The following is a 23,274-nucleotide window of genomic DNA, read 5'->3' on the forward strand; positions in this document are numbered from 1 at the left end:
GAGCCGCCATGTCCCCGTTGTCCCGCCTGATGCGTCACTGCCTGCCCGCGGCGTTGTCGCTGCTCCTCCTCGCCGCCTGCACCGGCACCGGCGGCGCCAAAGCCGAACCGGCGACGCCGCGCACCCTGGACGTGGTCACGCTCAACATCTACCACGACAAGGCCGACTGGCCGAAGCGGTTGCCGCTGATCGTCGAGCAGCTGCGCGCGCTCGATCCCGATATCGTGGCGCTGCAGGAAGTGCTGCAGACCCAGACCCTGCGCAACCAGGCGCAGACCATCGCCGCCGAGCTCGGCTACGCGGTGCAGTTCGTCTCCACCGACCCGGCCGACCAGGCGCACCGCTACGGCAATGCCTTGCTCACCCGGCTACCGGTGAAGGCGCAGGATTGGCATCGGCTGCAGCCGCATGACGACTCGCGCAGCATCGGCCACGCACGCCTCGACATCGATGGACGCCCGCTCGATGTCTACTTCACCCACCTGCACTGGACGCTGGAGGGCGGCGCGATCCGCGACGTCCAGGTCGCTGACGCACTCGACTTCGTGGCGCGGACGTCCGCGCAAGCGCCGTCGCTGATCCTGGGCGACTTCAACGCGCCAGCCAGCGCACCCGAGTTCGCGGCGCTGCGCGCACGCTACATCGACGCCTATGGCACGCTGCACCCGGAAGCCGACGGCGCCGGCGTGACCACGCTCAATCCGCACTTCTTCGACTACCGGTCACGGATCGATCTGGTGTTCGCGCAGCAGGACCGGTTCGAGATCGAGGACGCCCAGGTGGTGCTCGACACGCCGGACGCCGAGGGCACCTGGCCGTCCGACCATTTCGGGACCTGGGTCCGCCTGCGCCTGCGCCCGTGACCATGGCCGGTCCAGCGTTGCGCCGCCATTGCGCTGGCGACGCGCATGCTGGTCGGCCTCGCCACCGTGGAGCCCATCCGATGTCCCCGACCCGCCCCGTCCTGGTGTTTGCCCGTATCGCCGCCGCAGCGCTTTCCGTGGCGCTCCTCGGCGCCTGTCAGACCCCGGCCCCAACCGTCGCCGCAGGAGCACCATCGATGACCGACACCATGCCGCAGCCGTCGCTCACCCTGCAGGGCGAAGCCGTCTACTTCGAGAAGATCCTGATGCCCGAGGGCTCGCGGCTCGATGTCCGCCTGGTCGACCCTTCCCGCACGGGCGAGGCGCGGGTGCTGGCCGAACGCAGCACGAGCGTCGGCGCCGGGCCCTACGCGTTCGAGCTCGTCGTGCCGCGCGCGCGTCTGCAGGGCGCGGTCGCCCTGGAAATCGCCGTGTCGATGCCCGACGGCACGCCACGCTTCCGCACTGAGGATGCCGTGCCAATCGCGATCGATCCGGCCAACGTCGGGGTGCACGTGGGCCGCGTACGGCTGCATCACGTCCAGCCGTAAAGCGATGCCGGAAACGAGGCTGCGCGCCGCATCACCGGCGGCGGCCTCGACATCGGCGCGCCCCCTGCGTGCGTTCGCCCGTCTCCGGGCGCGACAACACCCCGCCCCCAATGAAGAAGACACGACCGCGTCGTGTTACTCGAAGCTGCCGATCGAGTCGTGCGAGAGGTTGTCGAAGCGCGTGTACTCGCCGAAGAACTTCAGCTTGACCGAGCCCGTCGGGCCGCTTCGCTGCTTGCCGATGATGATCTCGGCCAGCCCCTTGTCCGGCGAGGTTTCCTTGTTGTAGTAGTCGTCGCGGTAGATGAAGATGATGATGTCGGCGTCCTGCTCGATGGCGCCCGACTCGCGCAGGTCGGCCATCACCGGACGTTTGTCGGCGCGGGTTTCCAGCGAACGGTTGAGCTGGGACAGCGCGATCACCGGCACATTGAGCTCCTTGGCCAGGCCCTTGAGCGAGCGCGAGATCTCCGAGATCTCGGTCGCGCGGTTCTCGCTGTTGCCCGGTACCGACATCAGCTGCAGGTAGTCGATCACCACCAGCCCCAGATCGTGTTCGCGCTTGAGGCGGCGACACTTGGCGCGCAGCACGTCCGGCCCCAGACCCGGCGTGTCGTCGATGAAGATCTTGGTCTCCTTGAGCATGCGGATCGCGCTGCTCACCCGGCTCCAGTCCTCGTCCTCGAGCTGACCGGTGCGCAGGCGCGTCGCATTGACGCGGCCATTGGAGGAAATCAGACGCAGCGCGAGCTGACTGGCCGACATTTCCATCGAGAACACGCCGACCGCTTTCTTGGTCTTGATCGCCGCGTACTCGGCGATGTTGAGCGCAAACGTGGTCTTGCCCATCGCCGGGCGCGCGGCCAGGATGATCAGGTCGGTCGGCTGCAGGCCGGCAGTCATCTCGTCGAATTCGGTATAGCCGGTCGGCAAGCCGGTGACCCCGCCGCCGTTGTTGTAGCGCGTCTGCAGCACATCGAAGGCGTCGGCCATCGCCTTGTTGATCGCGGTGAAGTCGCTGCGCCCCTGCGCACCGGCCTCGGCGATCTTGAACACCTGCTGCTCGGCCTTGGCCAGGATCTCGCTGCTGTCGCGGCCCTCGGGCTGGAAGCCGTCGTTGACGATCTCGGTGCCGACATCGATCAGCTGACGCAGGATGGCCTTGTCGCGCACGATCTCGGCATAGGCACGGATGTTGGCCGCCGACGGCGTCGTGCTCGCCAACTCGCCCAGGTACGCGCCGCCGGCGACCAGCTCCGACAGCCCGTTGGACTCGAACCACTCGCCCAGCGTCACCGCATCGAACGGCTTGTTCTTCTCGGCCAGCTCCTGGATCGCGGCGTAGATCTTCTGGTGGTCGCGCCGGTAGAAATCCTCCGACACCAGCAGGTCGGCAATGCGGTCGTACGCATCGGGCACCAGCATGAGGCCGCCAAGCACGGCCTGCTCGGCCTCGACCGACTGCGGCGGAATGCGCAGCTGTTCGACGCGCGCATCGGCACGGTGGTCATTGCGGTACTCGGGACGTGCGGACATGGCGTGGACTTCAGAAAGAACGGATTACGGCAAGTGGCATGCTAGAGCGCGGGCCTGTGGACACGCGACCCCATAACCTGTGGATAAGCCTAACGATGGGCAGCTTCACAACGGGTTATCTCGCGGACTGAGACGACTTCTTCGGCGGCTGCGAGTACCCGGCCGGGATTGCTCCTCGGCTCGGTCAGTCATCCCTGACTGACTCGCCGCCGCGGACCATCCATGGTCCGCTCTCCGCAACGCCCGGCCGAGCCCTCGCCCGCGAGTTGGGACGATGCAGACCTCGAAAGCTCATGCGCGCTGCGGTTGGATGCCTCAGACGGACCAAACGCCTGTGAAAAGCGCTGCTGCGTGAGGCATTTCCGAAGGCACGAAAGCCTAAGGCTTGCTGCAAGCGGCGAACTGGGGGGTCATGGTCGCGCCGAGCGCGCCATGGGTGAGCCCGCTCTGCTTGCGCGGCATGCCGCGCGAGTGGGCGAACGCCCGGCGCGCTGCGCCGGGCCGGACCGATCCGCAAAGCTGAGCGGGCGCGCGCCCGAGTCAGGGCAGGGTGAGTGGGGACGGCTTGCGCGGCATTGCCGCGCGTCCACATGAACGCACGGCGCGCTGCGCCGGGCCGGACCGCGAAGCGGCCCTGACCGAGGGAAGAGCGACCGTGGCCCGGCAGGCCGATGCGTGGTCCCCGAAGCCAAAGCCCGGCACAAGCGACCAAAACAGAACACCCAAACGAAAACGGGCGCCTTGCGGCGCCCGTCTAAGGACCACCCGATCCGATGGATCAGGCGACCTCGCCTTCGATGATCACCTTGACGGTGGTCTCGGCATCGGCGTGCAGGTGCACGACCACCTCGTACTCACCGGTGGTGCGGAACGCGCCCTCACCGAGCACGACCTCCGACTTCTCGACCGGTGCGACCGCCTTGGTCAGGGCGTCGGCGATCTCGCGCGGACCGACCGAACCGTACAGCTTGCCTTCGGTCGACGCATTGGCGTAGACGGTCACGCTGGCACCCTCGAGCTTGGCCAGACGCGACTGCGCCTCGTCGAGCTGCGCCTTGGCCTTGGCCTCGTACTCGGCACGGCGGGTCTCGAACTCGGCCAGATTGGCCTCGGTCGCCGGCACGGCCTTGCCCTGGGGCACCAGGTAGTTGCGGCCATAGCCCGGCTTGACATTGACCTTGTCGCCGAGGTTGCCGAGGTTGGTGACCTTCTGCAGCAGAATCAGTTGCATGGTGTAGCTCCGTATTCGTTAGCGGCGCCCCAGGCGCCGCAACGATTGCTGTCCGAACCGGACGAAATGATCTAAAGATGCGTTCGCTTCACTTGGACAGTCCGCACATGGATGTGCGGGCTTCTAGTGAAGGGACTCACACATTATGGTTGTCGGTGTACGGGATCAGGGCCAGGTAACGGGCGCGCTTGACGGCCGTGGCCAGCTGGCGCTGGTAACGCGACTTGGTGCCCGTGATGCGGCTGGGAACGATCTTGCCGTTCTCGGTCAGGTTCTGGCGCAGGGTGTTGAGATCCTTGTAATCGATCTCCTTGACGCCCTCGGCGGTGAACTTGCAGAACTTGCGGCGGCGGAAGAACTTGGACATGGACGTGCTCCTCAGGCGGCTTCGGCGTTGGTGTCGGGCTTGTCGGACTTGTCGCCGTCGGCATCGCCGCCGGTGGACTCGCCCTCGTCATCGCGACGACGACGCTCGCCACGCTCGGGCTTGTCGCCCTTGTCGTCCTTGTTCTTCATGATCAGCGACTGCTCGGTGTCGGCCTCTTCGCGGCGGATCACCAGGTGACGCAGCACGGCATCGTTGAAGCGGAACGCCTCGACGAGCTCGTCGAGACCGGCCTGGCCGACCTCGATGTTGAACAGCACGTAGTGGGCCTTGACCAGATTGTTGATCGGGTAGGCCAGCTGACGGCGGCCCCAATCTTCCAGACGGTGGATGGTGCCCTCGGCGCCTTCGATCATCGACTTGTAACGCTCGATCATCGCGGGCACCTGCTCGCTCTGGTCCGGGTGGACCAGGAACACGACTTCGTAATGACGCATAGTGGTTTCCTTTCGGATATCGACCGCGCCGGTCGGCGGCGGTCCGGATAGCCCCCCGCGTGCGCAGTGGGGCAAGGGCCTCCCGGCGCCTGGGCGCAGGGAGCCGGCAATTGTCACAGATTCCCCGCCTTCGGGCAAGCGCGGGACATGCGCAGGTGGTCCAGCGCGCAGGTGCGACACTCGGTCGCAGCCCTGTCGCAGGCGGGCATGGTGAAATGGACACCCGGCCACCGCGACATCGGAGCGCACCCCAAGCGGACGCGCCCGAGTCGAGCCGCAGGCCCCTCCCCCGCCTCACATGCCCGGATGTTTCGGGCCCGGACGAACGCATCGTGCAGACCGCCGCCCTTCACCGAATCGACCGTGCGCCCGACTGGGCGCACGGTGCGTGGGGGTCAGCGCACGGTTTCCAGCGTTCGGCTGAAGCCCAGCGCAGCCAACGTCACGACCGCGCCCGACAGCAGGTAATAGCCCACGTACTCCAGCCCGAATCGGCTGCACACGCCCAGCGCGACCAGCGGCGCGAAGCCCGCGCCGAGCAGCCAGGCGATGTCGGATGTGACCGCCGCGCCGGTGTAGCGGTAGATGCTCTCGAAGCGCGAGGCGATCGCATTGCTCGCCTGGCCAAGCGACAGCCCCAGCAGCGCGAAGCCCACGACGACGTAGGTCGTGCGGCCAGCGGTCGTGTCGTCGCCCAGCAGGCGGGAGGCGAAGAAGCTGAAGATCGCGATCAGGACCGCCGCGATCGCCAGCTGCCCGCGGCGGCCGACCCGGTCTGCCAGCAGGCCCGACAGCACGATGCCCACCCCGCCGACCACCGCGCCCATCAGCAGGCTGACCAGGAAGTCGCCCGGGTCATGGTCGGTGTAAAGCGTGGCCCAGCTCAGCGGGAAGATCGTCACCAGGTGGAACATCGCGTAGCTGGCCAGCGGAATCAGCGCACCGAGCAGGACCTGACGCGGATGCGTGCGGATGGTCTCGCCGATCCGGCGGGGCTGCAGTTCCTGCTGCCGGAACAACTGCACGAACTCCGGCGTGACCACCAGACGCAGCCGCGCGAACAGCGCGACGACGTTCAGCGCCAGCGCCACGAAGAACGGGAAGCGCCAGCCCCAGGCCATGAAGTCCTCATGGCCGAGGAAGCGGGTGAACACCAGGAACATGCCAGCCGCGAGCATGAAGCCGAACGTCGCCCCCAGCTGCGGCACCATGGCGTACCAGCCGCGGCGTTCTCTGGGCGCGCTGAGCGACAGCAGCGACGGCAGCCCGTCCCAGGCGCCGCCCCAGCCCAGCCCCTGGCCGAAGCGGAAGACTGCCAGCAGCACCGGCGCCAGCAGGCCCGCCTGGGCGTAGCTGGGCAGGAACGCGATCGCCATGGTCGAGCCGCACAGCAGGAACAGGGCCACGATCAGCTTTGCGGCCCGACCGAAGTTGCGGTCGATGGCCATGAACACCGCCGAGCCGATCGGGCGGGCGATGAACGCCAGCGAGAAGATCGCAAACGACTTGAGCGTTGCCTGCACCGGATCGCTGTCGGGAAAGAACAGATAAGGAAACACCATCACCGAGGCGATGCCGTAGACGAAGAAGTCGAAGAACTCCGACGTCCGGCCCATCACGACCGGGAAGGCGATCTTCCCAGGCGAGATCTCCAGGTCGTCGGTCTCCGGCGCATCGTCCAGCCCGGTGGTGGCTTGCTGTGCGGTTCCGCTCATCTGCGCGCTCTCTCCGGTCGTCATGGGGGATAATGCACCGCATTGTGAACCCCAAACGGGCCCACCACGCAAGGTGCGCAGCAGCACGCGTCCGCGCCCTGCCCTGATTCCACGCTAGCCGCCGCCACGTGGCGCCTCCGTCAAGCCGTCTTTCCCTTTTCAGTCGTTGATCTCCCGCCAATGAAATCCTTCCTTCGATTCTCGGTCCTGTTCGGGGCCGCCCTGCTGCTGTCCGGCTGCGACTGGGTGCTCATGCGGCCGTCCGGCGACATCGCCTTGCAGCAGCGCGACCTGATCCTGCTGTCGACGGTGCTGATGCTGCTGGTCATCGTCCCGGTGATCTTCCTGACGTTCTTCTTCGCATGGAAGTACCGCGCGTCGAACAGGAACGCCGAGTACGCGCCGGACTGGCACCACTCCACGCGCCTGGAGCTGATCATCTGGTCGGCGCCGCTGGCGATCATCCTGGTGCTCGGCACGGTGACCTGGATCGCCACCCACAAGCTCGACCCTTATCGCCCACTCGACCGGATCGACTCCAACACGCCGATCGCCGAGGGCGTCGAGCCCTTGGTGGTCGAAGTCGTCGCCCTCGACTGGAAGTGGCTGTTTCTGTATCCCGAGCAGGGCATCGCGACGGTCAACGAGCTCGCCGCGCCGGTGAACGTGCCGATCGAGTTCAAGATCACTTCCGCGTCGATGATGAACTCGTTCTTCATCCCCGCGCTGGCCGGCCAGATCTACGCGATGACCGGCATGGAGACCAAGCTCAACGCCGTGATCAACGCCGAGGGCGTCTACAAGGGCTTCTCGGCCAACTACAGCGGCGATGGCTTCTCGCACATGCACTTCGACTTCCACGGCATGAGCCAGGAAGGCTTCGACGCCTGGGTGCGCAAGGTGCAGGCCGACCAGACCCCGCTGGGCCGTCAGGAGTACCTGGTGCTCGAGAAGCCTTCCGAGCGCGAACCGGTGCGTTACTTCGGCAACGTCGACCCGGCGCTCTACGAGGCGATCCTCAACATGTGCGTGTCGCCCGGCTCGATGTGCATCCACGAGATGATGCATATCGACCGCTCGGGCGGCGGCGGCGTGGACAGCCATGCCAACTACGCCCGGCTGCGCTACGACAACCGCCACGCCGACGAACCGATGGCCGCTCCTGGCGCGACGTTCCCCGAGGCCGGCCGCGAAGCGCGTGGCGACGAGCCGCAGGGCCACCAGCCGCGAGCCGTTTCGCCCGAGGAGCCGACACCGCAGCCCACGCCCTCGAGCGAAGGCGCCGACGACAAGGGCGTGCAGCCGATCCCGCCGGGACAGGCACCGCAGCAGCAAGGCGCGCCCGGCAAGCCGGACGACGACGGCGGCCCCTCAGGCCGCTGATCCCGGATCGCATCACCGAATCCAGTACTAGGCAGGAACCCCATGTCCGCACCCCAGGACCAGCTCAACTCACCGTGGCTCGGGCGTCTTTCGCTCGAGTCCCTGGCCTTCCTCCACGACCCGATCCTCGCGGCGACCTTCATCGGCACTGCGCTCGGCGGCATCGCGCTGCTCGTGCTCATCACCCGGTACCGCCTCTGGGGCTACCTGTGGAAGGAGTGGTTCACCAGCATCGACCACAAGAAGATCGGGATCATGTACTGCATCCTGGCGCTGGTGATGCTGCTGCGCGGCTTCTCCGACGCCGTGCTGATGCGCGCGCACCAGGCCCTGGCCTCGGGCGGTGGCGAAGGTTTCCTGCCCCCCCATCACTACGATCAGATCTTCACCGCGCACGGTGTGATCATGATTTTCTTCGTGGCGATGCCGCTGGTGACCGGCCTGATGAACTACATCGTGCCGCTGCAGATCGGTGCGCGCGACGTCTCGTTCCCGTTCCTCAACAACTTCAGCTTCTGGATGACCGCCGCCGGCGCGGTGCTGATCATGCTGTCGCTGTTCGTCGGCGAGTTCGCGCGGACCGGCTGGCTGGCCTACCCGCCGTTGTCGGGCGCCGACTACAGTCCAGGCGTCGGCATGGACTACTACTTATGGGGGCTCCAGGTCGCGGGTGTCGGCACAACGTTGTCGGGCATCAACCTGATCGTGACGATCGTCAAGATGCGTGCGCCGGGTATGCGCTACATGCGCATGCCGATCTTCACCTGGACCTCGCTGTGCACCAACATCCTGATCGTCGCGTCGTTCCCGATCCTCACCGCGACGCTGGCGTTGCTGACGATGGACCGCTATGTCGGCACCAACTTCTTCACGAACGACTTGGGTGGCAACCCGATGATGTACGTGAACCTGATCTGGATCTGGGGCCACCCGGAGGTCTACATCCTGGTGCTGCCGGCGTTCGGCATCTTCTCGGAGATCGTCTCGACGTACTGCGGCAAGCGCCTGTTCGGCTATACGTCGATGGTCTACGCGACCGCGGTGATCACGATCCTGTCGTACCTGGTGTGGCTGCACCACTTCTTCACGATGGGCTCGGGTGCCAGCGTCAACGCGTTCTTCGGCATCACCACGATGATCATCTCGATCCCCACCGGCGCGAAGATCTTCAACTGGCTGTTCACGATGTACAAGGGACGCATCCGCTTCGACGTCCCGATGCTGTGGACGATCGGCTTCATGTTCACCTTCGTCATCGGCGGCATGACCGGCGTGCTGCTCGCGGTGCCGCCCGCTGACTTCGTGCTGCACAACAGCCTGTTCCTGATCGCGCACTTCCATAACACCATCATCGGCGGCGTGGTCTTCGGCCTGTTCGCCGGCATGGTGTACTGGTTCCCGAAGGCGTTCGGCTTCAAGCTCGACGAGTTCTGGGGCAAGGTCTCGTTCTGGTGCTGGCTGACCGGCTTCTGGGTCGCGTTCACCCCGCTCTACATCATGGGCCTGATGGGGGTGACCCGCCGCCTGAGCCAGTTCGAGGACACCTCGCTGCATCTGTTCTTCGTGGTCGCGGCGATTGGCGCGGCGCTGGTCGCGGCCGGCATTGGCGCGTTCATCATGTCGATCGTCCAGGCCGTGCGGAAGCGCAAGGCGCTGCGCGACGTCACCGGCGACCCGTGGGATGGCCGCACGCTGGAGTGGTCGACCTCGTCGCCGCCGCCGGCCTACAACTTCGCCTTCACCCCGGTGATCCACGAGATCGACGCCTGGGCCGACATGAAGCGTCACGGCTACAAGCGTCCGCTGGCCGGTTTCGTGCCGATCCACATGCCGCGCAACACCGGTGCGGGGGTCGTGCTGTCGGCGATCAGCGTCGCGCTGGCCTTCGGCCTGATCTGGCACATCTGGTGGCTGGCCGGCGCGTCGTTCGTGGCCCTGGTGGTCGCGGCGATCGCGCACACCTTCAACTACGACCGCGATTACTACATCCCCGCTCAGGACGTGATCGACACCGAGGAACAACGCACGCGCGATCTCGCGCAGCAGGCGCTCTGACATGGCACACAGCATCCAATCCACTTCCGGCGATACCGCCCGCGTCTACCACGTGATCGAGGACCCCCATGCCGAGGACGGGCATGGGCACCACCCCGAGACCGGGACCAACCTCGGCTTCTGGATCTACCTGATGAGCGACTGCCTCATCTTCGCGATCCTGTTCGCCATCTACGCCGTGCTCGGCCGCAACTACGCGGCCGGCCCATCGCCGGCCGACCTGTTCGACCTGAAGCTGATCCTGGTCGCGACGTTCATGCTGCTGTTCTCGTCGATCACCTACGGGTTCGCGATGTTGAATTCGTACAAGCAGAACATCCGGGGCACGATCGGCTGGTTGCTCGTCACCGGCCTGTTCGGCCTGGCGTTCCTGGGCATCGAACTCTACGAGTTCCACCACCTCGCCCACCTGGGCGCGACACCGCAGCGCAGCGCATTCCTGTCGGCGTTCTTCACCCTGGTCGGCACCCACGGCCTGCACGTGACGTTCGGCCTGATCTGGCTGGTGACGCTGGTGGTCCAGTTGCGCAAGCACGGGCTCAACGCCGCCAACAACCGCCGTCTGATGTGCCTGTCGATGTTCTGGCACTTCCTGGATGTGATCTGGATCGGCGTGTTCTCGTATGTGTATCTGATGGGAGTCGTGGGATGAGCACCGGAACCAACCACCACCCTGCCCACGAGGCGGCACACGACGCGCACGGCCATGGCAGCATGCGCGACTATGTGATCGGATTCGTGCTGTCGGTGATCCTCACCGTCATCCCGTTCTGGCTGGTCATGGGCGAGGTGATCGAGAGCCGTGTCTGGACAGTCGCACTGATCATGATGTTCGGCGCCATCCAGATCGTCGTGCACATGATCTACTTCCTGCACATGAACCGGAAATCGGAGGGCGGCTGGATCCTGATGTCGATGCTGTTCACCGGCATCCTCATCGTCATCGCGCTGGTCGGCTCGTTGTGGGTCATGTATCACCTCAACAACAACATGATGCCGATGTCGCCCGAGCAGATGCGCGCCGCGCCCTGACCGGACGCGACGCCTCCGCATGCACGTGCAACGCGCCCCGCAACGCCCGGCCCGACGCTGGGCGTTGCTGGTATTCCTGGTCGCCGCGACCGCCGGCTTCATCGCGCTGGGCCTGTGGCAGGTCGAGCGGCTGGGCTGGAAACGCGACCTGATCGCCCGGGTCGAGGCCCGGATCCACGCAGCCCCCACAGCGCTGCCGGCCGTCGCCGACTGGGACAGCCTGGACGTGGCCGATGCGCAGTACCAGCGCGTGACCGCCCGCGGGCGCCTGCTGCACGATCAGGAAGTCGCGGTCTACGCCTCCACCGAGCGTGGACCCGGCTACTGGATCATGACCCCGATGGCGACCGCGGACGGCGCGGTGTGGATCAACCGCGGCTACGTCGACAATGCGCATCGCCGACGCGACAGCCGCGCCCGTGTGGACGCCGCCGACGTCGTCGAGGTCACCGGCCTGCTACGCCAGCCCGACCGCGCCGGCCTGTTCGTGCGTGCCAACGTGCCCGCCGAGGACCGTTGGTATGCCCGCGTGCCGGTGGAGATGACTGCCGCGCGGCAGGTCCCGGCACCGGTGGCGCCATTCTTCATCGACGCCCAGACCTCGATCGACGGCGCCAACTGGCCGGTGCCCGGACTGACGATCGTGCAGTTCCGCGACAACCACCTCAGTTATGCGCTGACCTGGTTCGGCATGGCGCTGCTGACGCTGCTGGCGATCGGTTTCGTGCTGCGCAGCGAGTTCCGGCGCAGCGCGCCTGACGCCGCCTAGACGCGCACTGCCCCGGCGGGAACGTTCGCCCTGGCCGCCGAGGCCACCGGCCGAAGCGATCAGGCCTTGCCCGGATCGGTCGTGAAGCTTTCGCCGCAGCCGCACTCGGCGGCCGCATTGGGGTTGCGGAACACGAACTCCTGGTTCAGTCCCTTCTGCGCGAAATCGATCTCGGTGCCGTCGACCATCGGCTGGCTCTGCGCATCGACATAGATCCGCACACCGTCCTGCTCGGAGACCGCATCGCCGGGACGTTCCTCGTGGGCGAGGTCGACGACATAGCCCCATCCCGAGCAGCCGGTCCTGGCCACGCCGAAGCGCAACCCCAGCGCATCGGGGCTGGCGGCAAGGAAACGGCGGGCCCGTTCGAGGGCAGCGGGAGCGAGTGCGATGGCCATGGGACGAGTGTACTCCTGCGGTCGACAGCGGCAGCTGAGCGGACATCCGCGGCGCGGCGGCGGCACGGTAGACTGTGCAGCCATTCATCGGTGCGGATTTCCGGGATTCAAGGCATGACCACGACCAGCGTCCAACAGGCCCTCGCCGGCCATCTTCCCGAAGGCGGCGACGTCACCGTCCGTGGCTGGGTCCGCACCCGCCGCGACTCCAAGGCGGGCCTGAGCTTCGTCAACGTCAGCGACGGCTCGTGTTTTGCGCCGATCCAGGTCGTGGCGCCGCAGACACTGGCCAACTACGAGTCGGAGATCCGGCGGCTGACCGCCGGCTGTTCGGTGATCGCCACCGGCACGCTGGTCCGCTCGCAGGGCCAGGGGCAGAGCTTCGAGATCCAGGCGCGCGAGATCGAGGTCGTGGGCTGGGTCGAGGACCCGGAGACCTATCCGATCCAGCCCAAGGCGCATTCGCTGGAATTCCTGCGCGAAGTCGCGCACCTGCGCCCGCGCACCAACCTGTTCGGCGCGGTCACCCGCATCCGCCACTGCCTGGCGCAGGCGGCGCACCGCTACTTCCACCAGAACGGCTATTACTGGATCAACACCCCGATCGTGACCACGTCCGATGCCGAGGGTGCGGGCCAGATGTTCCGGATCTCGACGCTGGACCTGGCCAACCTGCCGCTGCGCGATGGCAAGGTCGACTTTTCGCGCGACTTCTTCGGCAAGGAGGCGTTCCTGACCGTGTCCGGCCAGCTCAACGTCGAGGCGTTCTGCCTGGCGATGAGCAAGGTCTACACCTTCGGCCCGACCTTCCGGGCCGAGAACAGCCACACCACGCGTCACCTGGCCGAGTTCTGGATGATCGAGCCGGAGATCGCGTTCGCCGATCTGGCCGAAGACGCACGCGTGGCCGAGGACTTCCTGAAGTTCCTGTTCCGCGCGGTGCTCGACGAGCGCGCCGACGATATGGCGTTCATCGCCGAACGCGTGCAGAAGGATGCGATCACGCGGCTGGAAAAGTTCGTCAACGCCCCGTTCGAGCGCATCGAGTACACCGAGGCAGTGGAGTTGCTGCGCAAGTCCGGGCAGAAGTTCGAGTTCCCGGTCGAATGGGGCCTTGACCTGCAGACCGAGCACGAACGCTGGCTGACCGAGCAGCACGTGGGCCGGCCGGTCGTGGTCGCGAACTATCCCGAGCACATCAAGGCGTTCTACATGCGCCTCAACGACGACGGCAAGACCGTCGCGGCAATGGACGTGCTGGCGCCGGGTATCGGCGAGATCATCGGTGGCTCGCAGCGCGAGGAGCGCCTCGACGTGCTCGATGCGCGCATGGACCAGTTCGGTCTCGACCGCGAACACTACGGCTGGTACCGCGACTTCCGCCGCTACGGCACCGTGCCCCATGCCGGCTTCGGCCTGGGCTTCGAGCGCCTGATCGTCTACGTCTGCGGCCTGTCCAACATCCGCGACGCAATCCCCTACCCACGCGCACCGGGGCAGGCAGAATACTGAGTTCAGGGATCGAAGAAACGCAGGTTCTGCGTCTTGAGCCAGTACCGGTCCCAGCACTCGGTGAAAAGTGCTGGGACCGAGCAACATGTTGCGTTACTCGTCGACGCAGCGTTCGTTGCGCCACCGACACGCGATGTTCAACAGGCAAGACTGCCGGTCGCGAATCTGCATACAGCTCATCTCGGGATCGCTGCCAAGGTCAGGAAGTAACCTGACGGGTGCAGCGAGCGAGGGCGAAACAGAGGCGACGACCTCCGGCGTGGTGCGTTCTTCGGTCGCGACACTGGAAGCCTGGACAGACGCGACCGTCAATCCGGCGACAAGGCACATCAGCGCGCCTGCCCACAACGTTCTGGTCTTCATACATCCTCCTTGAATGGCGTTTTCGAGGGAGTATCCCTCCCGTGGGACGCTAGTTCCGTGCGCGCGCCGAGGTCAAGCGCGATCTGTTCGAACCCATTATCCTTTCGGCATATCCACGTACCGGACGCGTCGTGATCCTCTTCCTCGCCCTGTGCTTCTTCGGCGTCGCGATCGGCGGCGTGACCGCGTTCGTGATCTTCTGGCCGCTGTCGCTGGTGCACCTGCGCGACCGCCATCCGCAGGTGCGGGCGCGGTTCGCGGAGGGTGCGTTTCTGCAGCCGGCGGCGCTGCGTTGGTTGCTGGCCGGTGGCTACTACGAAGTCCCCGACCGCCAGTTCACCGGCCTGGCCACCCCGGCGCGGATCTCGCTGATGGTGATCCTCGGCGCACTGACCGCCTGCGCGGTGCTGTGGCTGTGGTCGATCGCCCCCTGACCTTAGGAAGGACGTTTTCGATGACCCGCGACGAATGGTGGCTGGCGACGATCGGACGGACCGTGATCTGGGCGCGCCTGCGCGTGCTCGAGGCCGGCACCGCCGAGGTGTTCGACAGCGACGGCAACACCCTGCCCTACGACAGCGAGGACACCGCGCGCGCGATGCTGCTCGACGCCGAGTTCGTCGCCTGGGACGGGTTGGACGCCGAGGATGCGCTCGAGCGCGGTTTCGCGCCCGGCGAGATCGCCCCGCCGCAGGCCGAGGACGACGCCCAGCTGCGCGACCGCATGGTGCAGTCGCTGGGCGCGCGCGCCTGACGCGAAGGCCCAGAGAGCGACCCGCCCGCAGACGAGCTGCGTCGCCGCGGACGACCTACCACACCGTGCAGCGATAGAACCGCACCGGCGAGTCGGTCCGGTTGCTGTAAGCGTGCGTCGTCGCGCTCTCGAACACGTGCGCATCCGCCTCGATCTCCATCTCGACGTCGTCGAGTTCGAGCGTCAGCCGTCCCTGCAGCACGAAGAGCATGACGTGCCAACCCGCAGGGTCGGCGGCGGCCTGGTAGCGGTCGCCTGGCTGCAGCTGCCACGCCCACGCATCGACTTCGCGGACGGCGTTGACGCTCCAGCGCAGGATGCCACTGCCGCCGTGCGCACCCGTCCAGCCCAGCCGGTCCACCATCACGCTTCGCGGTGCGGAGGGGTCGGTCACCAATTCTGCGAGCGTGGCATCGAGCGCGATCCCGATCCGGTCCAGCGTCGCGGTGCTGACGCTGCTGGTGCCGGCCTCGATCGCGCCGATCATCCGCTGGCTGACACCCGAACGCGCCGCCAGTGCCTTCTGGCTCAGGCCGGCGGCCAAGCGCCGTTCGCGGACATTGTTGGCGACGAACGCCATGAAAGACGGGGTGACTTGACTCGGCAAAATATTGCCTCATAGGATACCGGCGGTATTTTGCTTATAGCGGGTCTGTCGCGTGCCGCCAACTTGCTCTTTCCGGGCGGCGTTCCTCGCCGCGATTCTGTTCGCGAGTACATCGGCCGCCGCTGCCGAGGCAGTGCCCGTGGCGCGTTCGATCACGCCCATCCAGGCGCGCGAAGACATCCTGCTGGCGATCGATGCGACCGAGGCGGCGCTGCCGGACATCCACTGGCATCAGTCGCCGGACGACTGGACGTCGGCCAAGGCGCGCGCACTGGCCGCGGCCGACGGCGCGCACGACGCAATGTCGGTGTATGTGGCGGTGGCCGAACTGACGAGCCGGATCGGCGAAGGCCATCTGACCGTCCGCCCGGCCTCCGCAGCGGTGGCCGAGCAGCAACGCACCGCTCGGCTGCTGCCGCTCGACCTGCACTGGAGCACCGAAGGCACCTTCGTGAGCCAGGGCTACGGAGACGCGGCCGATATTCCGCTCGGGAGCCGGCTGCTGTCGATCAACGGCGAGCACGGTGACACGCTGCTGCAGGAACTGATGTCACTGGTCGAGCACGACGGGCGGATCGCGACCAGCGCTATGCGCGAATGTCCCGGTAGTTGCTACGCCGTACTTCGGCACAGGCGCCGTGGCAGCGAGTCCGCATTCGCGCTGACCTATGCGCCGCCTGCGGGCGGAATCGTGCACAGGAGCGTCGCCGCGCACCCCATGGCCGAACGCCCGCGTGCGCCCGAACGGGAGAGGCGGCGCGCCTCACTCGAATGGCTCGCGCCCGGGCTCGCCTATTTGGAGGTGCCCTCTTTCTCCAACCGGGTCTATCGCGATGCGGGCACGACCTTCCGCGACGAGATGCGCCATCTGTTCGAGGAACTGCAGCGCGGTCGCGCCGAGCGTCTGATCCTCGATCTGCGCGAAAACGGGGGCGGCTCGGAACCGAACGAGAGCATCCTGTTCTCCTTCCTGGTCGACACGCCGCTGCGCAAATACCGCGCCGTCGACGCACGAGGCCAACGGATCAGCGTCGCGTCTGCGTCCGGACAGATCTTCGAGACGGAGGTCTACGACGAAGACGAAATCCATTTCCAACGCCCGACCGGGGATGGTCGCCTGACCCGGCTCAATGTCCCGCCCGAGGGGCTGATGAGCCACTGGGCACCGTCCACACCGGTGTTCTCGGGCAGGCTCGTCGTTCTGGCCGGCGGCCGCACGTTCTCCGGCGCCGCCGAACTGGCGTCGATGCTCCACCACGTCGGCCGCGCCGTGTTCGTCGGCGAAGAGGTTGGCGGCGCGCACGAAGGCAACACCAGCGGCTACAGCTGGCGCCTGATTTTGCCGCACAGCGGGGTCGCGCTGGGGATCCCGCTGCTGCGATTCCGGTTCGACTGGCCCGGTCTGCCCGCTGGCCGTGGCGTGCGGCCGCATTGCGATGTGCCGCCGAGCGTGGATGAGATCGGCGTGGGGCGCGACCGTGCTTGGCGCGTCGCTCGGCGCATCGCCCTGCAGGATTGGGGCACCCCGGACCGTGCCGTGTGCCCGCCACTCGCGTCCACCGGCATCTCCCGGACACACGACGCAACGGGATCGACATTGGCGCCGAGGCCAGGTCCTCGCTCACGCCTCTTCGCGTAGTGGATCGTCAGGCTCGACTCGCGCGATCCTTACCGCACGTGCACATCCGCTCCAGGAGACCCGCCCATGGACCTCGACCTCACCGGCCGCCACGCGCTCGTCTGCGGCGCCTCCGAAGGCATCGGGCGCGCCACGGCGCATGAGCTGGCCCTGCTGGGCGCCAGCGTGACGGTGCTCGCCCGACGTAGCGATGCCCTACAAGCTGTATGCGAATCGCTGCCGGCGCCTGCCGGCCAGGCGCACCATGCGCTCGTCGCCGACATGGACGACCTGGAAGCTCTGCGGAGCCGTCTGGAGACGCACGTCGCCACGGTCCCGGCCCAGATCCTGGTCAACAATACCGGCGGTCCGCCCGGCGGGCCGGCGCATACCGCATCGGCCGACGCCTATCTGGGCGCGTTCCGGCGCCACCTGCTCGCCGGACAGGTTCTGGTCCAGGTGCTGCTGCCGGGCATGCGCGCCGCCGGCTGGGGCCGGATCGTCAACGTGGTCTCGACCTCGGTGCGCGAGCCGATCGCGGGCCTGGGCGTGTCCAACACCGTGCGCGGTGCGGTGGCCGGCTGGGCCAAGACGCTCTCCCGCGAACTGGCGGCCGACGGGATCACGGTCAACAACGTGCTGCCCGGCTACACGCGCACCCAGCGCATCGCGCAGATCGTCGCCGATCGCGCCGCGCGCAGCGGCCAGTCCGAGGATGCCGTCATCGCCGCGATGCAGGCCGCGGTGCCAGCCGGGCGTTTCGCCGAACCCGAGGAGACCGCTGGCGTGATCGCATTCCTCTGCTCGCCGGCCGCGGCCTACATCAACGGGGTCAGCCTCCCGGTGGACGGCGGGCGCATGGCCTCGATCTGAGCCCCCACGCGGCCCCCCCCTCAACGCGGTGTCCGGCAGGGTCACGGCGTGACGACGTGCGGGCTGCTCCGATGCGCCCATGCCCGAAGGTCCGGAAACCCACGCCCTCGCCGACCACCTGTCGCAGTTGCTCGTCGATGAGACGCTGCGCTGCGTGCGGTTCGTCGATCCGGCGCTGCAGCGACGCCGCCGTCTGCTCGAAGGCCATCGGGTGCTGGCTGTCGAGGCGCGCGGCAAGGCGCTGCTGACCGCGGTCGACGGGGGCTGGACGCTGTACACGCACAGCCACCTGTTCGGCTTCTGGCGCTTTGTCGATACGCCCGAGGCCTTGCCGGGCGAGACCCGGCCGCGCGTGCTGCTGGTCACCGTGCGCGGTGTCGCGGCGCTCTATGCCGCGCCGTCGGTCTCGCTGTGGCGCACCGATGCGCTCGGCGACCAGCCTTACCTCGCCAAGCTCGGCCCGGACGTCCTCGATCCGGCGATCGACGCCAAAGCCCTGCTGGCGCACATGCGCGAACCGCGTTTCGGCAAGCGCACGCTGGCCGCACTGCTGCTGGCGCAGGACTTCGCGGCCGGAATGGGCAATTACCTGCGCTCGGAGGTGCTGTTCCAGGCGCGGCTGTCGCCGCATCGCATCCTGCAGGACCTGACCGTCGGCGAGCGGCGGCGGCTGGCCAATGCCCTGCTCGACGTGCCCCGGCGCGCCTATCGCGCCAAGCTCGACGACACGCCGCCGCCGGGCAAGGATTATCTGGCGCGCACCCGGGCGACCTTCGGTTTCGCGGTGTTCGAGCGCGCCGGGGCGCCGTGCCCGCGCGGCGACGGCACCATCGCCGAGCTCCGCCTGGCCGGCCGCCGGCTGTACTGGTGCCCGGGCTGCCAACACTGACCCTGGAGCCGGGCCGGCCGCCCCCCGGCCCCGGCGCGCACTCAGGTAAGCTGGCGCCATGCAGCGGCTGACCCACTGGATCGACGGCGCAGCACGGGACCCGGCGGCGGATCGCTGGTGGCCGGTCCATGCCCCCGCGACCGGCCGGGTGTACGCCGAGGTCGCCGCGGGCGATGTCACCGATGTCGATCTCGCGCTACAGGCCGCCGAACGCGCCGCCCCCGGCTGGGCCGCGCTGCCCAACAGCAAACGCGCGGCCCTGCTCGAACGCTTGGCGTCGTTGCTCGAGGCCCGCAACGACGAGTTCGCCCACGCCGAGTCCCTGGACGGCGGCAAGCCGTTCGCACTGGCGCGCGATGCCGAGATCCCGCGCGCGGTCGCCAACCTGCGCTTTTTCGCACATGCCGCGACCCAGTTCGCCAGCGAATCGCACCATGGCGAGGCCGGCCTGCACTACACCCTGCGCCAGCCGCTGGGCACGGTCGCGACGATCTCGCCGTGGAACCTGCCGCTGTATCTGTTCACCTGGAAGATCGCGCCGGCGCTGGCGGCCGGCAACACGGTGGTCGCCAAGCCGTCGGAGATCACCCCGGCGACGGCGACATTGCTGGCCGCGCTGTCGGCCGAGGCCGGATTGCCGCCGGGCGTACTCAACCTCGTCCACGGCAGCGGCGCGGAGGTCGGCGAGGCGCTTGTGATCGATCCCCGGGTGCGGGCAGTGTCGTTCACCGGCAGCACTGCGGTCGGGCGGCGGATCGGCGCGCTCGCCGGCGGCCTGCTGAAGAAGACCTCGCTCGAACTCGGCGGCAAGAACGCCACGCTGGTCTTCGCCGACAGCGACTGGGAAGACCGGCTCGACACCCTGGTGCGCTCGACGTTCCAGAACAGCGGCCAGATCTGCCTGTGCGGCTCGCGGATCCTGGTCGAGCGGCGCATTGCGGTGCAGTTCGCCGAGCGCTTCGTCGCCGAGGCCACCGCGCTTCGCGTCGGCGACCCGATGGACCCGGATGTGCGCATGGGGCCCCTGGTGTCGCAGGCGCATCTCGACAAGGTGCTTGCCGCGCTGCAGCGCGCCCGCGACGAAGGCGGCCGGGTGTTGTGCGGCGGCCACGCGCTCGACCGCCCCGGCTGGTTCGTCGCGCCGACGGTCATCGACGGTCTGGGACCGGACTGCGCGACCAATCAGGAGGAAATCTTCGGGCCAGTGGTCACGCTGCAGACCTTCGACGAAGACGCCGAGGCGCTCGCGCTCGCCAATGCCGGCCGCTATGGCCTGGCCGCGTCGCTGTGGACCCGCGATCTGGCCCGCGCCCACCGCCTGGCGGCCGCGCTGCGCGTGGGAATGGTCTGGATCAACGGCTGGCTGCTGCGCGACCTGCGCACCCCGTTTGGCGGCAGCGGCGACTCGGGGCTAGGCCGCGAAGGCGGGCTGGAGGCCATGCGATTCTTCACCGAGGCGAAGAACATCGGCCTGTCTCTGGAATAATGGTGCGATGGGCGAACTCGACAACCTCCTGCAACGCAACCGCGACTGGGCCGAACGCGTTTCGCGCGACGACCCGGATTTCTTCAACCGTCTGTCCAGCCAGCAGACCCCGAAGTACCTGTGGATCGGCTGTTCCGATTCGCGGGTACCGGCCAACCAGATCCTGGGGCTCGACCCCGGCGAGGTCTTCGTACATCGCAATGTGGCCAATGTGCTTTCGCATGGCGACCTCAACGCACTGTCGGTGATCCAGTTCGCCGTCGACGTGCTCAAGGTCGAGCACATCCTGCTGGTCGGCCATTACGGCTGCGGCGGCGTCCAGGCCGCCCTCACCGGCACGCGGGTCGGCCTGGTCGACAACTGGCTGCGCCATGTCTCCGACCTCGCCTACAAGCACGAAGACCTGCTCGCCTCGGTCCAGGACGAGACCCAGCGCCACGCCCGGATGTGCGAGCTCAACGCGATCGAGCAGGCGCTCAACGTCTGTCAGACCACGGTGGTCCGCGACGCCTGGGCGCGCGGGCAGCCGCTGGCGGTGCACGGCTGGGTGTATGCCTTGGGCGACGGCCGCGTGCGCGAGCTGTCGATGGACGTCTCCGGTCCCGAGCAGATCACGCCGGCCTACCGCGCCGCCGTCGCCAAGGTGGCGGCGCTCGCCGCGCGTGGCGAGCGCGATGACTGACGCGGTCCACGCCGCCGCCGCGCCGGCTCCGGTCGGGCACTACCCGCATGCGCGCCGTGCCGGCGGCCTGCTGTTCCTGTCGGGCATCGGCCCGCGCGACCCGACGACCGACGCGGTGCCGGGCAACGTGCTCGATGCCGACGGCCGCGTGGTCGCGCGCGACATCGCGGCGCAGACCCGCGCGGTACTCGCCAATGTCCGCACCGTGCTCCAGGCCAGCGGCGCGTGCTGGGAAGACCTGGTCGACGTGACCGTCTACCTGACCGACATGGCGGACTTCGCCGCCTACAACGCGGTCTGGGCCGAGCATTTTCCCGACCCTGCCGCGGCGCCCTGCCGTACGACGCTCGGCATCGATGCGCTGCCGACGCCGATCGCGATCGAGCTCAAATGCGTGGCGAGCGCGCGCGACGCGGCCGAACGCACCTGATGATCGTCGTGGCGCGCCCTGCCCGCCCCGACGTCCGCGCGCTGCGCACCGCGCGCCACTGACCGGAGACGCCCGATGCTGCCCAACCCGATCAACCTGCAGGCCTGGATCGACGCGCATCGCGAGTTGCTCAAACCACCGGTCGGCAACAAGTGCATCCACGACGGCGACTTCATCGTGATGATCGTCGGCGGACCCAATGCGCGGACCGACTACCACTACGACGAGGGCCCGGAGTGGTTCTTCCAGCTCGAGGGCGAGATGGTGCTGCGCATCCAGGAGGACGGCCGCCCGCGCGACATTCCGATCCGCGCCGGCGAGACCTTCCTGCTGCCGCCCAAGGTGCCGCATTCGCCGCAGCGCAGCGCCGGCTCGGTCGGACTGGTGATCGAGCGCAAGCGCCTGCCGCATGAGCGCGACGGTCTGTTGTGGTTCTGCGAGCGCTGCAACCACACGTTGTTCGAGCACTACTTCACGCTTCACGACATCGAGCAGGACTTCCCGCCGGTGTTCGACCGCTTCTACGGCGCGATCGACCTGCGCACCTGCGCGGCCTGCGGCCACGTCAACCCGCGCCCCGCCCGATACGAACAGGCGACCGGGCCGGCCGCCGGATGATCGACCGCCTGCCGCGCCGCAGCGGGTGCCCATGGCCGCCAGTGCCTACAATCGGGCCATGCTGAAGATCGACATCCACGCCCATTACCTGCCGCGCGACTGGCCGGACCTGGCGGCCAAGTATGGCGAGGCGCGGTTCCCGGTCATCCACCACACCGCCGACGGACGCCACCGGATCTACAAGGACGGGCGGTTCTTCCGCGAGATCTGGTCTCGGACCTGGGACGCGCGCGAGCGCATCGACGACTACGCCCGCTTCGGGGTGCAGGTCCAGGTGATCAGCACCGTGCCGGTGATGTTCGCCTACTGGGCCAAGCCCGCGCACGCGCTGGAACTGCACCAGGCGCTCAATGACCACATGGCGGCGACCGTCGCCGCCCATCCGCGGCACTACGCCGGCATCGGCACCGTGCCGCTGCAGTCGCCGCGGCTGGCGATCCAGGAGCTGGAGCGCTGCGTCGATCAGCTCGGCCTGCAGGGCGTGCAGATCGGCAGCCATGTCGGCGACTGGAACCTCGACGCGCCGGAACTGTTCCCGTTCTTCGAGGCCGCGGCCGACCTGGGGGCTGCGATCCTGGTCCACCCCTGGGACATGATGGGCAGCGAGTCGATGCCCAAGTACTGGCTGCCCTGGCTGGTCGGCATGCCGGCCGAGCAGGCCCGCGCGGCCTGTTGCCTGGTCTTCGGCGGTGTGCTCGAGCGGCTGCCGAAGCTGCGCATCTGTATGGCACATGGCGGCGGCAGCTTCCCATACACGATCGGCCGCATCGAGCACGGCTTCAACATGCGTCCCGACCTCGTCGCCACCGACAACCCGCACAACCCGCGTGGCTATCTCAAGCGGCTCTATTTCGATTCCTGGGTCGCCGATCCGCGGGCGCTGCAGTACCTGCTCGACACTTGTGGCGCCGACCGGGTGATGCTCGGCACCGACTACCCCTTCCCGCTCGGCGAGCAGGAACCCGGCGCCGGGATCGAGCAGTTGGCGCTCGACGACGCATCCCGCGCCCGGCTCTATCACGGCACGGCGCTCGACTGGCTGGGCCTGCCGGCCAACCGTTTCGCCTGAGTCTCCTTTTCGCGTCGC

At 67.7% G+C, this 23,274-nt stretch carries 26 protein-coding genes; 18 read left to right on the forward strand and 8 right to left on the reverse strand.

What is annotated here, in order from left to right; genetic code table 11:
• The first annotated feature begins 8 nt into the window (after window positions 1–8).
• Together ABE487_RS04830 and ABE487_RS04835 are read left to right on the forward strand one after the other, a co-directional pair.
• Window positions 9–863 carry an endonuclease/exonuclease/phosphatase family protein gene (locus tag ABE487_RS04830; protein ID WP_346444042.1) on the forward strand — a complete coding sequence of 285 codons (855 nt, stop codon included), beginning with the start codon at window positions 9–11 and terminating at the stop codon, window positions 861–863.
• Window positions 864–943: 80 nt separating this feature from the next.
• Window positions 944–1,414, forward strand: coding sequence for a YbaY family lipoprotein (locus ABE487_RS04835; protein WP_346451615.1), 471 nt, complete (start codon window positions 944–946; stop codon window positions 1,412–1,414).
• A 135-nt stretch (window positions 1,415–1,549) separates the two neighbouring features.
• On the opposite strand, the gene ABE487_RS04840 is transcribed toward ABE487_RS04835, so the two are convergent.
• The 5 genes from ABE487_RS04840 to ABE487_RS04860 form a co-directional block, all read right to left on the reverse strand.
• Window positions 1,550–2,950, reverse strand: coding sequence for a replicative DNA helicase (locus tag ABE487_RS04840; RefSeq protein WP_047135784.1), 1,401 nt, complete (start codon window positions 2,948–2,950; stop codon window positions 1,550–1,552).
• A gap of 778 nt (window positions 2,951–3,728) precedes the next feature.
• Window positions 3,729–4,181 (reverse strand): 50S ribosomal protein L9, encoded by a 453-nt coding sequence (gene rplI / locus ABE487_RS04845; RefSeq protein WP_346444038.1) that lies wholly within the window; start codon window positions 4,179–4,181, stop codon window positions 3,729–3,731.
• 136 nt (window positions 4,182–4,317) lie between these two features.
• Window positions 4,318–4,548 carry a 30S ribosomal protein S18 gene (gene rpsR / locus ABE487_RS04850; protein ID WP_047135782.1) on the reverse strand — a complete coding sequence of 77 codons (231 nt, stop codon included), beginning with the start codon at window positions 4,546–4,548 and terminating at the stop codon, window positions 4,318–4,320.
• A gap of 11 nt (window positions 4,549–4,559) precedes the next feature.
• Window positions 4,560–5,003: a 30S ribosomal protein S6 gene (rpsF, locus tag ABE487_RS04855; protein WP_183425435.1), complete on the reverse strand. Its 444-nt coding sequence runs from the start codon at window positions 5,001–5,003 to the stop codon at window positions 4,560–4,562.
• Between the two features lie 395 nt (window positions 5,004–5,398).
• Window positions 5,399–6,718 (reverse strand): MFS transporter, encoded by a 1,320-nt coding sequence (locus tag ABE487_RS04860; protein WP_346444036.1) that lies wholly within the window; start codon window positions 6,716–6,718, stop codon window positions 5,399–5,401.
• Between the two features lie 180 nt (window positions 6,719–6,898).
• Between ABE487_RS04860 and cyoA the strand changes: the two genes are divergently transcribed.
• Genes cyoA through ABE487_RS04885 form a run of 5 tightly spaced genes read left to right on the forward strand, consistent with a single transcriptional unit; the run spans window position 6,899 to window position 11,957 of the window.
• Window positions 6,899–8,101, forward strand: a complete 1,203-nt coding sequence (gene cyoA / locus ABE487_RS04865; RefSeq protein WP_346444035.1) for a ubiquinol oxidase subunit II — start codon at window positions 6,899–6,901, stop codon at window positions 8,099–8,101.
• A gap of 42 nt (window positions 8,102–8,143) precedes the next feature.
• The gene (gene cyoB / locus ABE487_RS04870; RefSeq protein WP_346444033.1) at window positions 8,144–10,156 is read left to right on the forward strand and encodes a cytochrome o ubiquinol oxidase subunit I; all 2,013 of its coding nucleotides are present in this window, start codon (window positions 8,144–8,146) and stop codon (window positions 10,154–10,156) included.
• Between the two features lies 1 nt (window position 10,157).
• Entirely contained in the window at window positions 10,158–10,808 is a 651-nt protein-coding gene (gene cyoC / locus ABE487_RS04875; protein WP_346444031.1) for a cytochrome o ubiquinol oxidase subunit III, read from the forward strand.
• Window positions 10,805–11,188, forward strand: a complete 384-nt coding sequence (gene cyoD / locus ABE487_RS04880) for a cytochrome o ubiquinol oxidase subunit IV (protein ID WP_346448797.1) — start codon at window positions 10,805–10,807, stop codon at window positions 11,186–11,188. Before cyoC ends, cyoD begins: the two co-directional genes overlap by 4 nt.
• Before the next feature lie 19 nt (window positions 11,189–11,207).
• On the forward strand, window positions 11,208–11,957 hold the full coding sequence (locus ABE487_RS04885; RefSeq protein WP_346448799.1) for an SURF1 family protein: 750 nt from the start codon (window positions 11,208–11,210) through the stop codon (window positions 11,955–11,957).
• A 59-nt stretch (window positions 11,958–12,016) separates the two neighbouring features.
• Here the strand turns inward: ABE487_RS04885 and ABE487_RS04890 are convergent, their stop codons facing one another.
• Window positions 12,017–12,355 (reverse strand): iron-sulfur cluster assembly accessory protein, encoded by a 339-nt coding sequence (locus ABE487_RS04890; RefSeq protein WP_346448801.1) that lies wholly within the window; start codon window positions 12,353–12,355, stop codon window positions 12,017–12,019.
• Between the two features lie 114 nt (window positions 12,356–12,469).
• Between ABE487_RS04890 and asnS the strand changes: the two genes are divergently transcribed.
• Window positions 12,470–13,867, forward strand: coding sequence for an asparagine--tRNA ligase (gene asnS / locus ABE487_RS04895; RefSeq protein ID WP_346445381.1), 1,398 nt, complete (start codon window positions 12,470–12,472; stop codon window positions 13,865–13,867).
• Between the two features lie 93 nt (window positions 13,868–13,960).
• Here the strand turns inward: asnS and ABE487_RS04900 are convergent, their stop codons facing one another.
• On the reverse strand, window positions 13,961–14,230 hold the full coding sequence (locus ABE487_RS04900; protein WP_346451614.1) for a hypothetical protein: 270 nt from the start codon (window positions 14,228–14,230) through the stop codon (window positions 13,961–13,963).
• A gap of 131 nt (window positions 14,231–14,361) precedes the next feature.
• Between ABE487_RS04900 and ABE487_RS04905 the strand changes: the two genes are divergently transcribed.
• Window positions 14,362–14,664, forward strand: a complete 303-nt coding sequence (locus tag ABE487_RS04905; protein WP_346448803.1) for a hypothetical protein — start codon at window positions 14,362–14,364, stop codon at window positions 14,662–14,664.
• A 20-nt stretch (window positions 14,665–14,684) separates the two neighbouring features.
• The gene (locus tag ABE487_RS04910; protein WP_346445379.1) at window positions 14,685–14,984 is read left to right on the forward strand and encodes a hypothetical protein; all 300 of its coding nucleotides are present in this window, start codon (window positions 14,685–14,687) and stop codon (window positions 14,982–14,984) included.
• Between the two features lie 55 nt (window positions 14,985–15,039).
• On the opposite strand, the gene ABE487_RS04915 is transcribed toward ABE487_RS04910, so the two are convergent.
• A complete protein-coding gene (locus ABE487_RS04915; protein WP_346451613.1) occupies window positions 15,040–15,564 on the reverse strand; it encodes an XRE family transcriptional regulator in 525 nt (174 codons plus the stop codon).
• A 166-nt stretch (window positions 15,565–15,730) separates the two neighbouring features.
• Between ABE487_RS04915 and ABE487_RS04920 the strand changes: the two genes are divergently transcribed.
• From ABE487_RS04920 to ABE487_RS04955, 8 genes are all read left to right on the forward strand, one after another.
• Window positions 15,731–17,230 carry a S41 family peptidase gene (locus ABE487_RS04920; protein WP_346451612.1) on the forward strand — a complete coding sequence of 500 codons (1,500 nt, stop codon included), beginning with the start codon at window positions 15,731–15,733 and terminating at the stop codon, window positions 17,228–17,230.
• Between the two features lie 66 nt (window positions 17,231–17,296).
• A complete protein-coding gene (locus ABE487_RS04925; protein ID WP_346445376.1) occupies window positions 17,297–18,082 on the forward strand; it encodes an SDR family oxidoreductase in 786 nt (261 codons plus the stop codon).
• Between the two features lie 79 nt (window positions 18,083–18,161).
• Complete coding sequence (locus ABE487_RS04930) at window positions 18,162–18,971, forward strand: DNA-formamidopyrimidine glycosylase family protein (protein ID WP_346445375.1); 810 nt, start codon at window positions 18,162–18,164, stop codon at window positions 18,969–18,971.
• Window positions 18,972–19,029: 58 nt separating this feature from the next.
• A complete protein-coding gene (locus tag ABE487_RS04935) occupies window positions 19,030–20,457 on the forward strand; it encodes an aldehyde dehydrogenase (protein ID WP_346445374.1) in 1,428 nt (475 codons plus the stop codon).
• 7 nt (window positions 20,458–20,464) lie between these two features.
• Window positions 20,465–21,139 (forward strand): carbonate dehydratase, encoded by a 675-nt coding sequence (can, locus tag ABE487_RS04940; protein WP_346445373.1) that lies wholly within the window; start codon window positions 20,465–20,467, stop codon window positions 21,137–21,139.
• A complete protein-coding gene (locus ABE487_RS04945; RefSeq protein ID WP_346451611.1) occupies window positions 21,132–21,569 on the forward strand; it encodes a RidA family protein in 438 nt (145 codons plus the stop codon). Before can ends, ABE487_RS04945 begins: the two co-directional genes overlap by 8 nt.
• Window positions 21,570–21,644: 75 nt before the next feature.
• Entirely contained in the window at window positions 21,645–22,187 is a 543-nt protein-coding gene (locus tag ABE487_RS04950; protein WP_346445371.1) for a 3-hydroxyanthranilate 3,4-dioxygenase, read from the forward strand.
• A gap of 58 nt (window positions 22,188–22,245) precedes the next feature.
• Window positions 22,246–23,256 carry an amidohydrolase family protein gene (locus ABE487_RS04955; protein ID WP_346445370.1) on the forward strand — a complete coding sequence of 337 codons (1,011 nt, stop codon included), beginning with the start codon at window positions 22,246–22,248 and terminating at the stop codon, window positions 23,254–23,256.
• Window positions 23,257–23,274 lie beyond the last annotated feature (18 nt).

The organism is Luteimonas sp. TWI596 (assembly GCF_039674105.1).
Taxonomy (GTDB): Bacteria; Pseudomonadota; Gammaproteobacteria; order Xanthomonadales; family Xanthomonadaceae; genus Luteimonas.

Coding starts and splice junctions, on each gene's coding strand:
- asnS (WP_346445381.1), top strand. CDS start 12,470: ATGACCACGACCAGCGTCCAACAGGCCCTCGCCGGCCATCTTCCCGAA.
- cyoA (WP_346444035.1), top strand. CDS start 6,899: ATGAAATCCTTCCTTCGATTCTCGGTCCTGTTCGGGGCCGCCCTGCTG.
- ABE487_RS04930 (WP_346445375.1), top strand. CDS start 18,162: ATGCCCGAAGGTCCGGAAACCCACGCCCTCGCCGACCACCTGTCGCAG.
- ABE487_RS04890 (WP_346448801.1), bottom strand. CDS start 12,355: ATGGCCATCGCACTCGCTCCCGCTGCCCTCGAACGGGCCCGCCGTTTC.
- ABE487_RS04860 (WP_346444036.1), bottom strand. CDS start 6,718: ATGAGCGGAACCGCACAGCAAGCCACCACCGGGCTGGACGATGCGCCG.
- ABE487_RS04945 (WP_346451611.1), top strand. CDS start 21,132: ATGACTGACGCGGTCCACGCCGCCGCCGCGCCGGCTCCGGTCGGGCAC.
- ABE487_RS04835 (WP_346451615.1), top strand. CDS start 944: ATGTCCCCGACCCGCCCCGTCCTGGTGTTTGCCCGTATCGCCGCCGCA.
- cyoB (WP_346444033.1), top strand. CDS start 8,144: ATGTCCGCACCCCAGGACCAGCTCAACTCACCGTGGCTCGGGCGTCTT.
- can (WP_346445373.1), top strand. CDS start 20,465: ATGGGCGAACTCGACAACCTCCTGCAACGCAACCGCGACTGGGCCGAA.
- cyoC (WP_346444031.1), top strand. CDS start 10,158: ATGGCACACAGCATCCAATCCACTTCCGGCGATACCGCCCGCGTCTAC.
- ABE487_RS04885 (WP_346448799.1), top strand. CDS start 11,208: ATGCACGTGCAACGCGCCCCGCAACGCCCGGCCCGACGCTGGGCGTTG.
- ABE487_RS04830 (WP_346444042.1), top strand. CDS start 9: ATGTCCCCGTTGTCCCGCCTGATGCGTCACTGCCTGCCCGCGGCGTTG.
- ABE487_RS04900 (WP_346451614.1), bottom strand. CDS start 14,230: ATGAAGACCAGAACGTTGTGGGCAGGCGCGCTGATGTGCCTTGTCGCC.
- ABE487_RS04910 (WP_346445379.1), top strand. CDS start 14,685: ATGACCCGCGACGAATGGTGGCTGGCGACGATCGGACGGACCGTGATC.
- ABE487_RS04925 (WP_346445376.1), top strand. CDS start 17,297: ATGGACCTCGACCTCACCGGCCGCCACGCGCTCGTCTGCGGCGCCTCC.
- rplI (WP_346444038.1), bottom strand. CDS start 4,181: ATGCAACTGATTCTGCTGCAGAAGGTCACCAACCTCGGCAACCTCGGC.
- ABE487_RS04950 (WP_346445371.1), top strand. CDS start 21,645: ATGCTGCCCAACCCGATCAACCTGCAGGCCTGGATCGACGCGCATCGC.
- rpsR (WP_047135782.1), bottom strand. CDS start 4,548: ATGTCCAAGTTCTTCCGCCGCCGCAAGTTCTGCAAGTTCACCGCCGAG.
- ABE487_RS04915 (WP_346451613.1), bottom strand. CDS start 15,564: ATGGCGTTCGTCGCCAACAATGTCCGCGAACGGCGCTTGGCCGCCGGC.
- rpsF (WP_183425435.1), bottom strand. CDS start 5,003: ATGCGTCATTACGAAGTCGTGTTCCTGGTCCACCCGGACCAGAGCGAG.
- cyoD (WP_346448797.1), top strand. CDS start 10,805: ATGAGCACCGGAACCAACCACCACCCTGCCCACGAGGCGGCACACGAC.
- ABE487_RS04935 (WP_346445374.1), top strand. CDS start 19,030: ATGCAGCGGCTGACCCACTGGATCGACGGCGCAGCACGGGACCCGGCG.
- ABE487_RS04840 (WP_047135784.1), bottom strand. CDS start 2,950: ATGTCCGCACGTCCCGAGTACCGCAATGACCACCGTGCCGATGCGCGC.
- ABE487_RS04955 (WP_346445370.1), top strand. CDS start 22,246: ATGCTGAAGATCGACATCCACGCCCATTACCTGCCGCGCGACTGGCCG.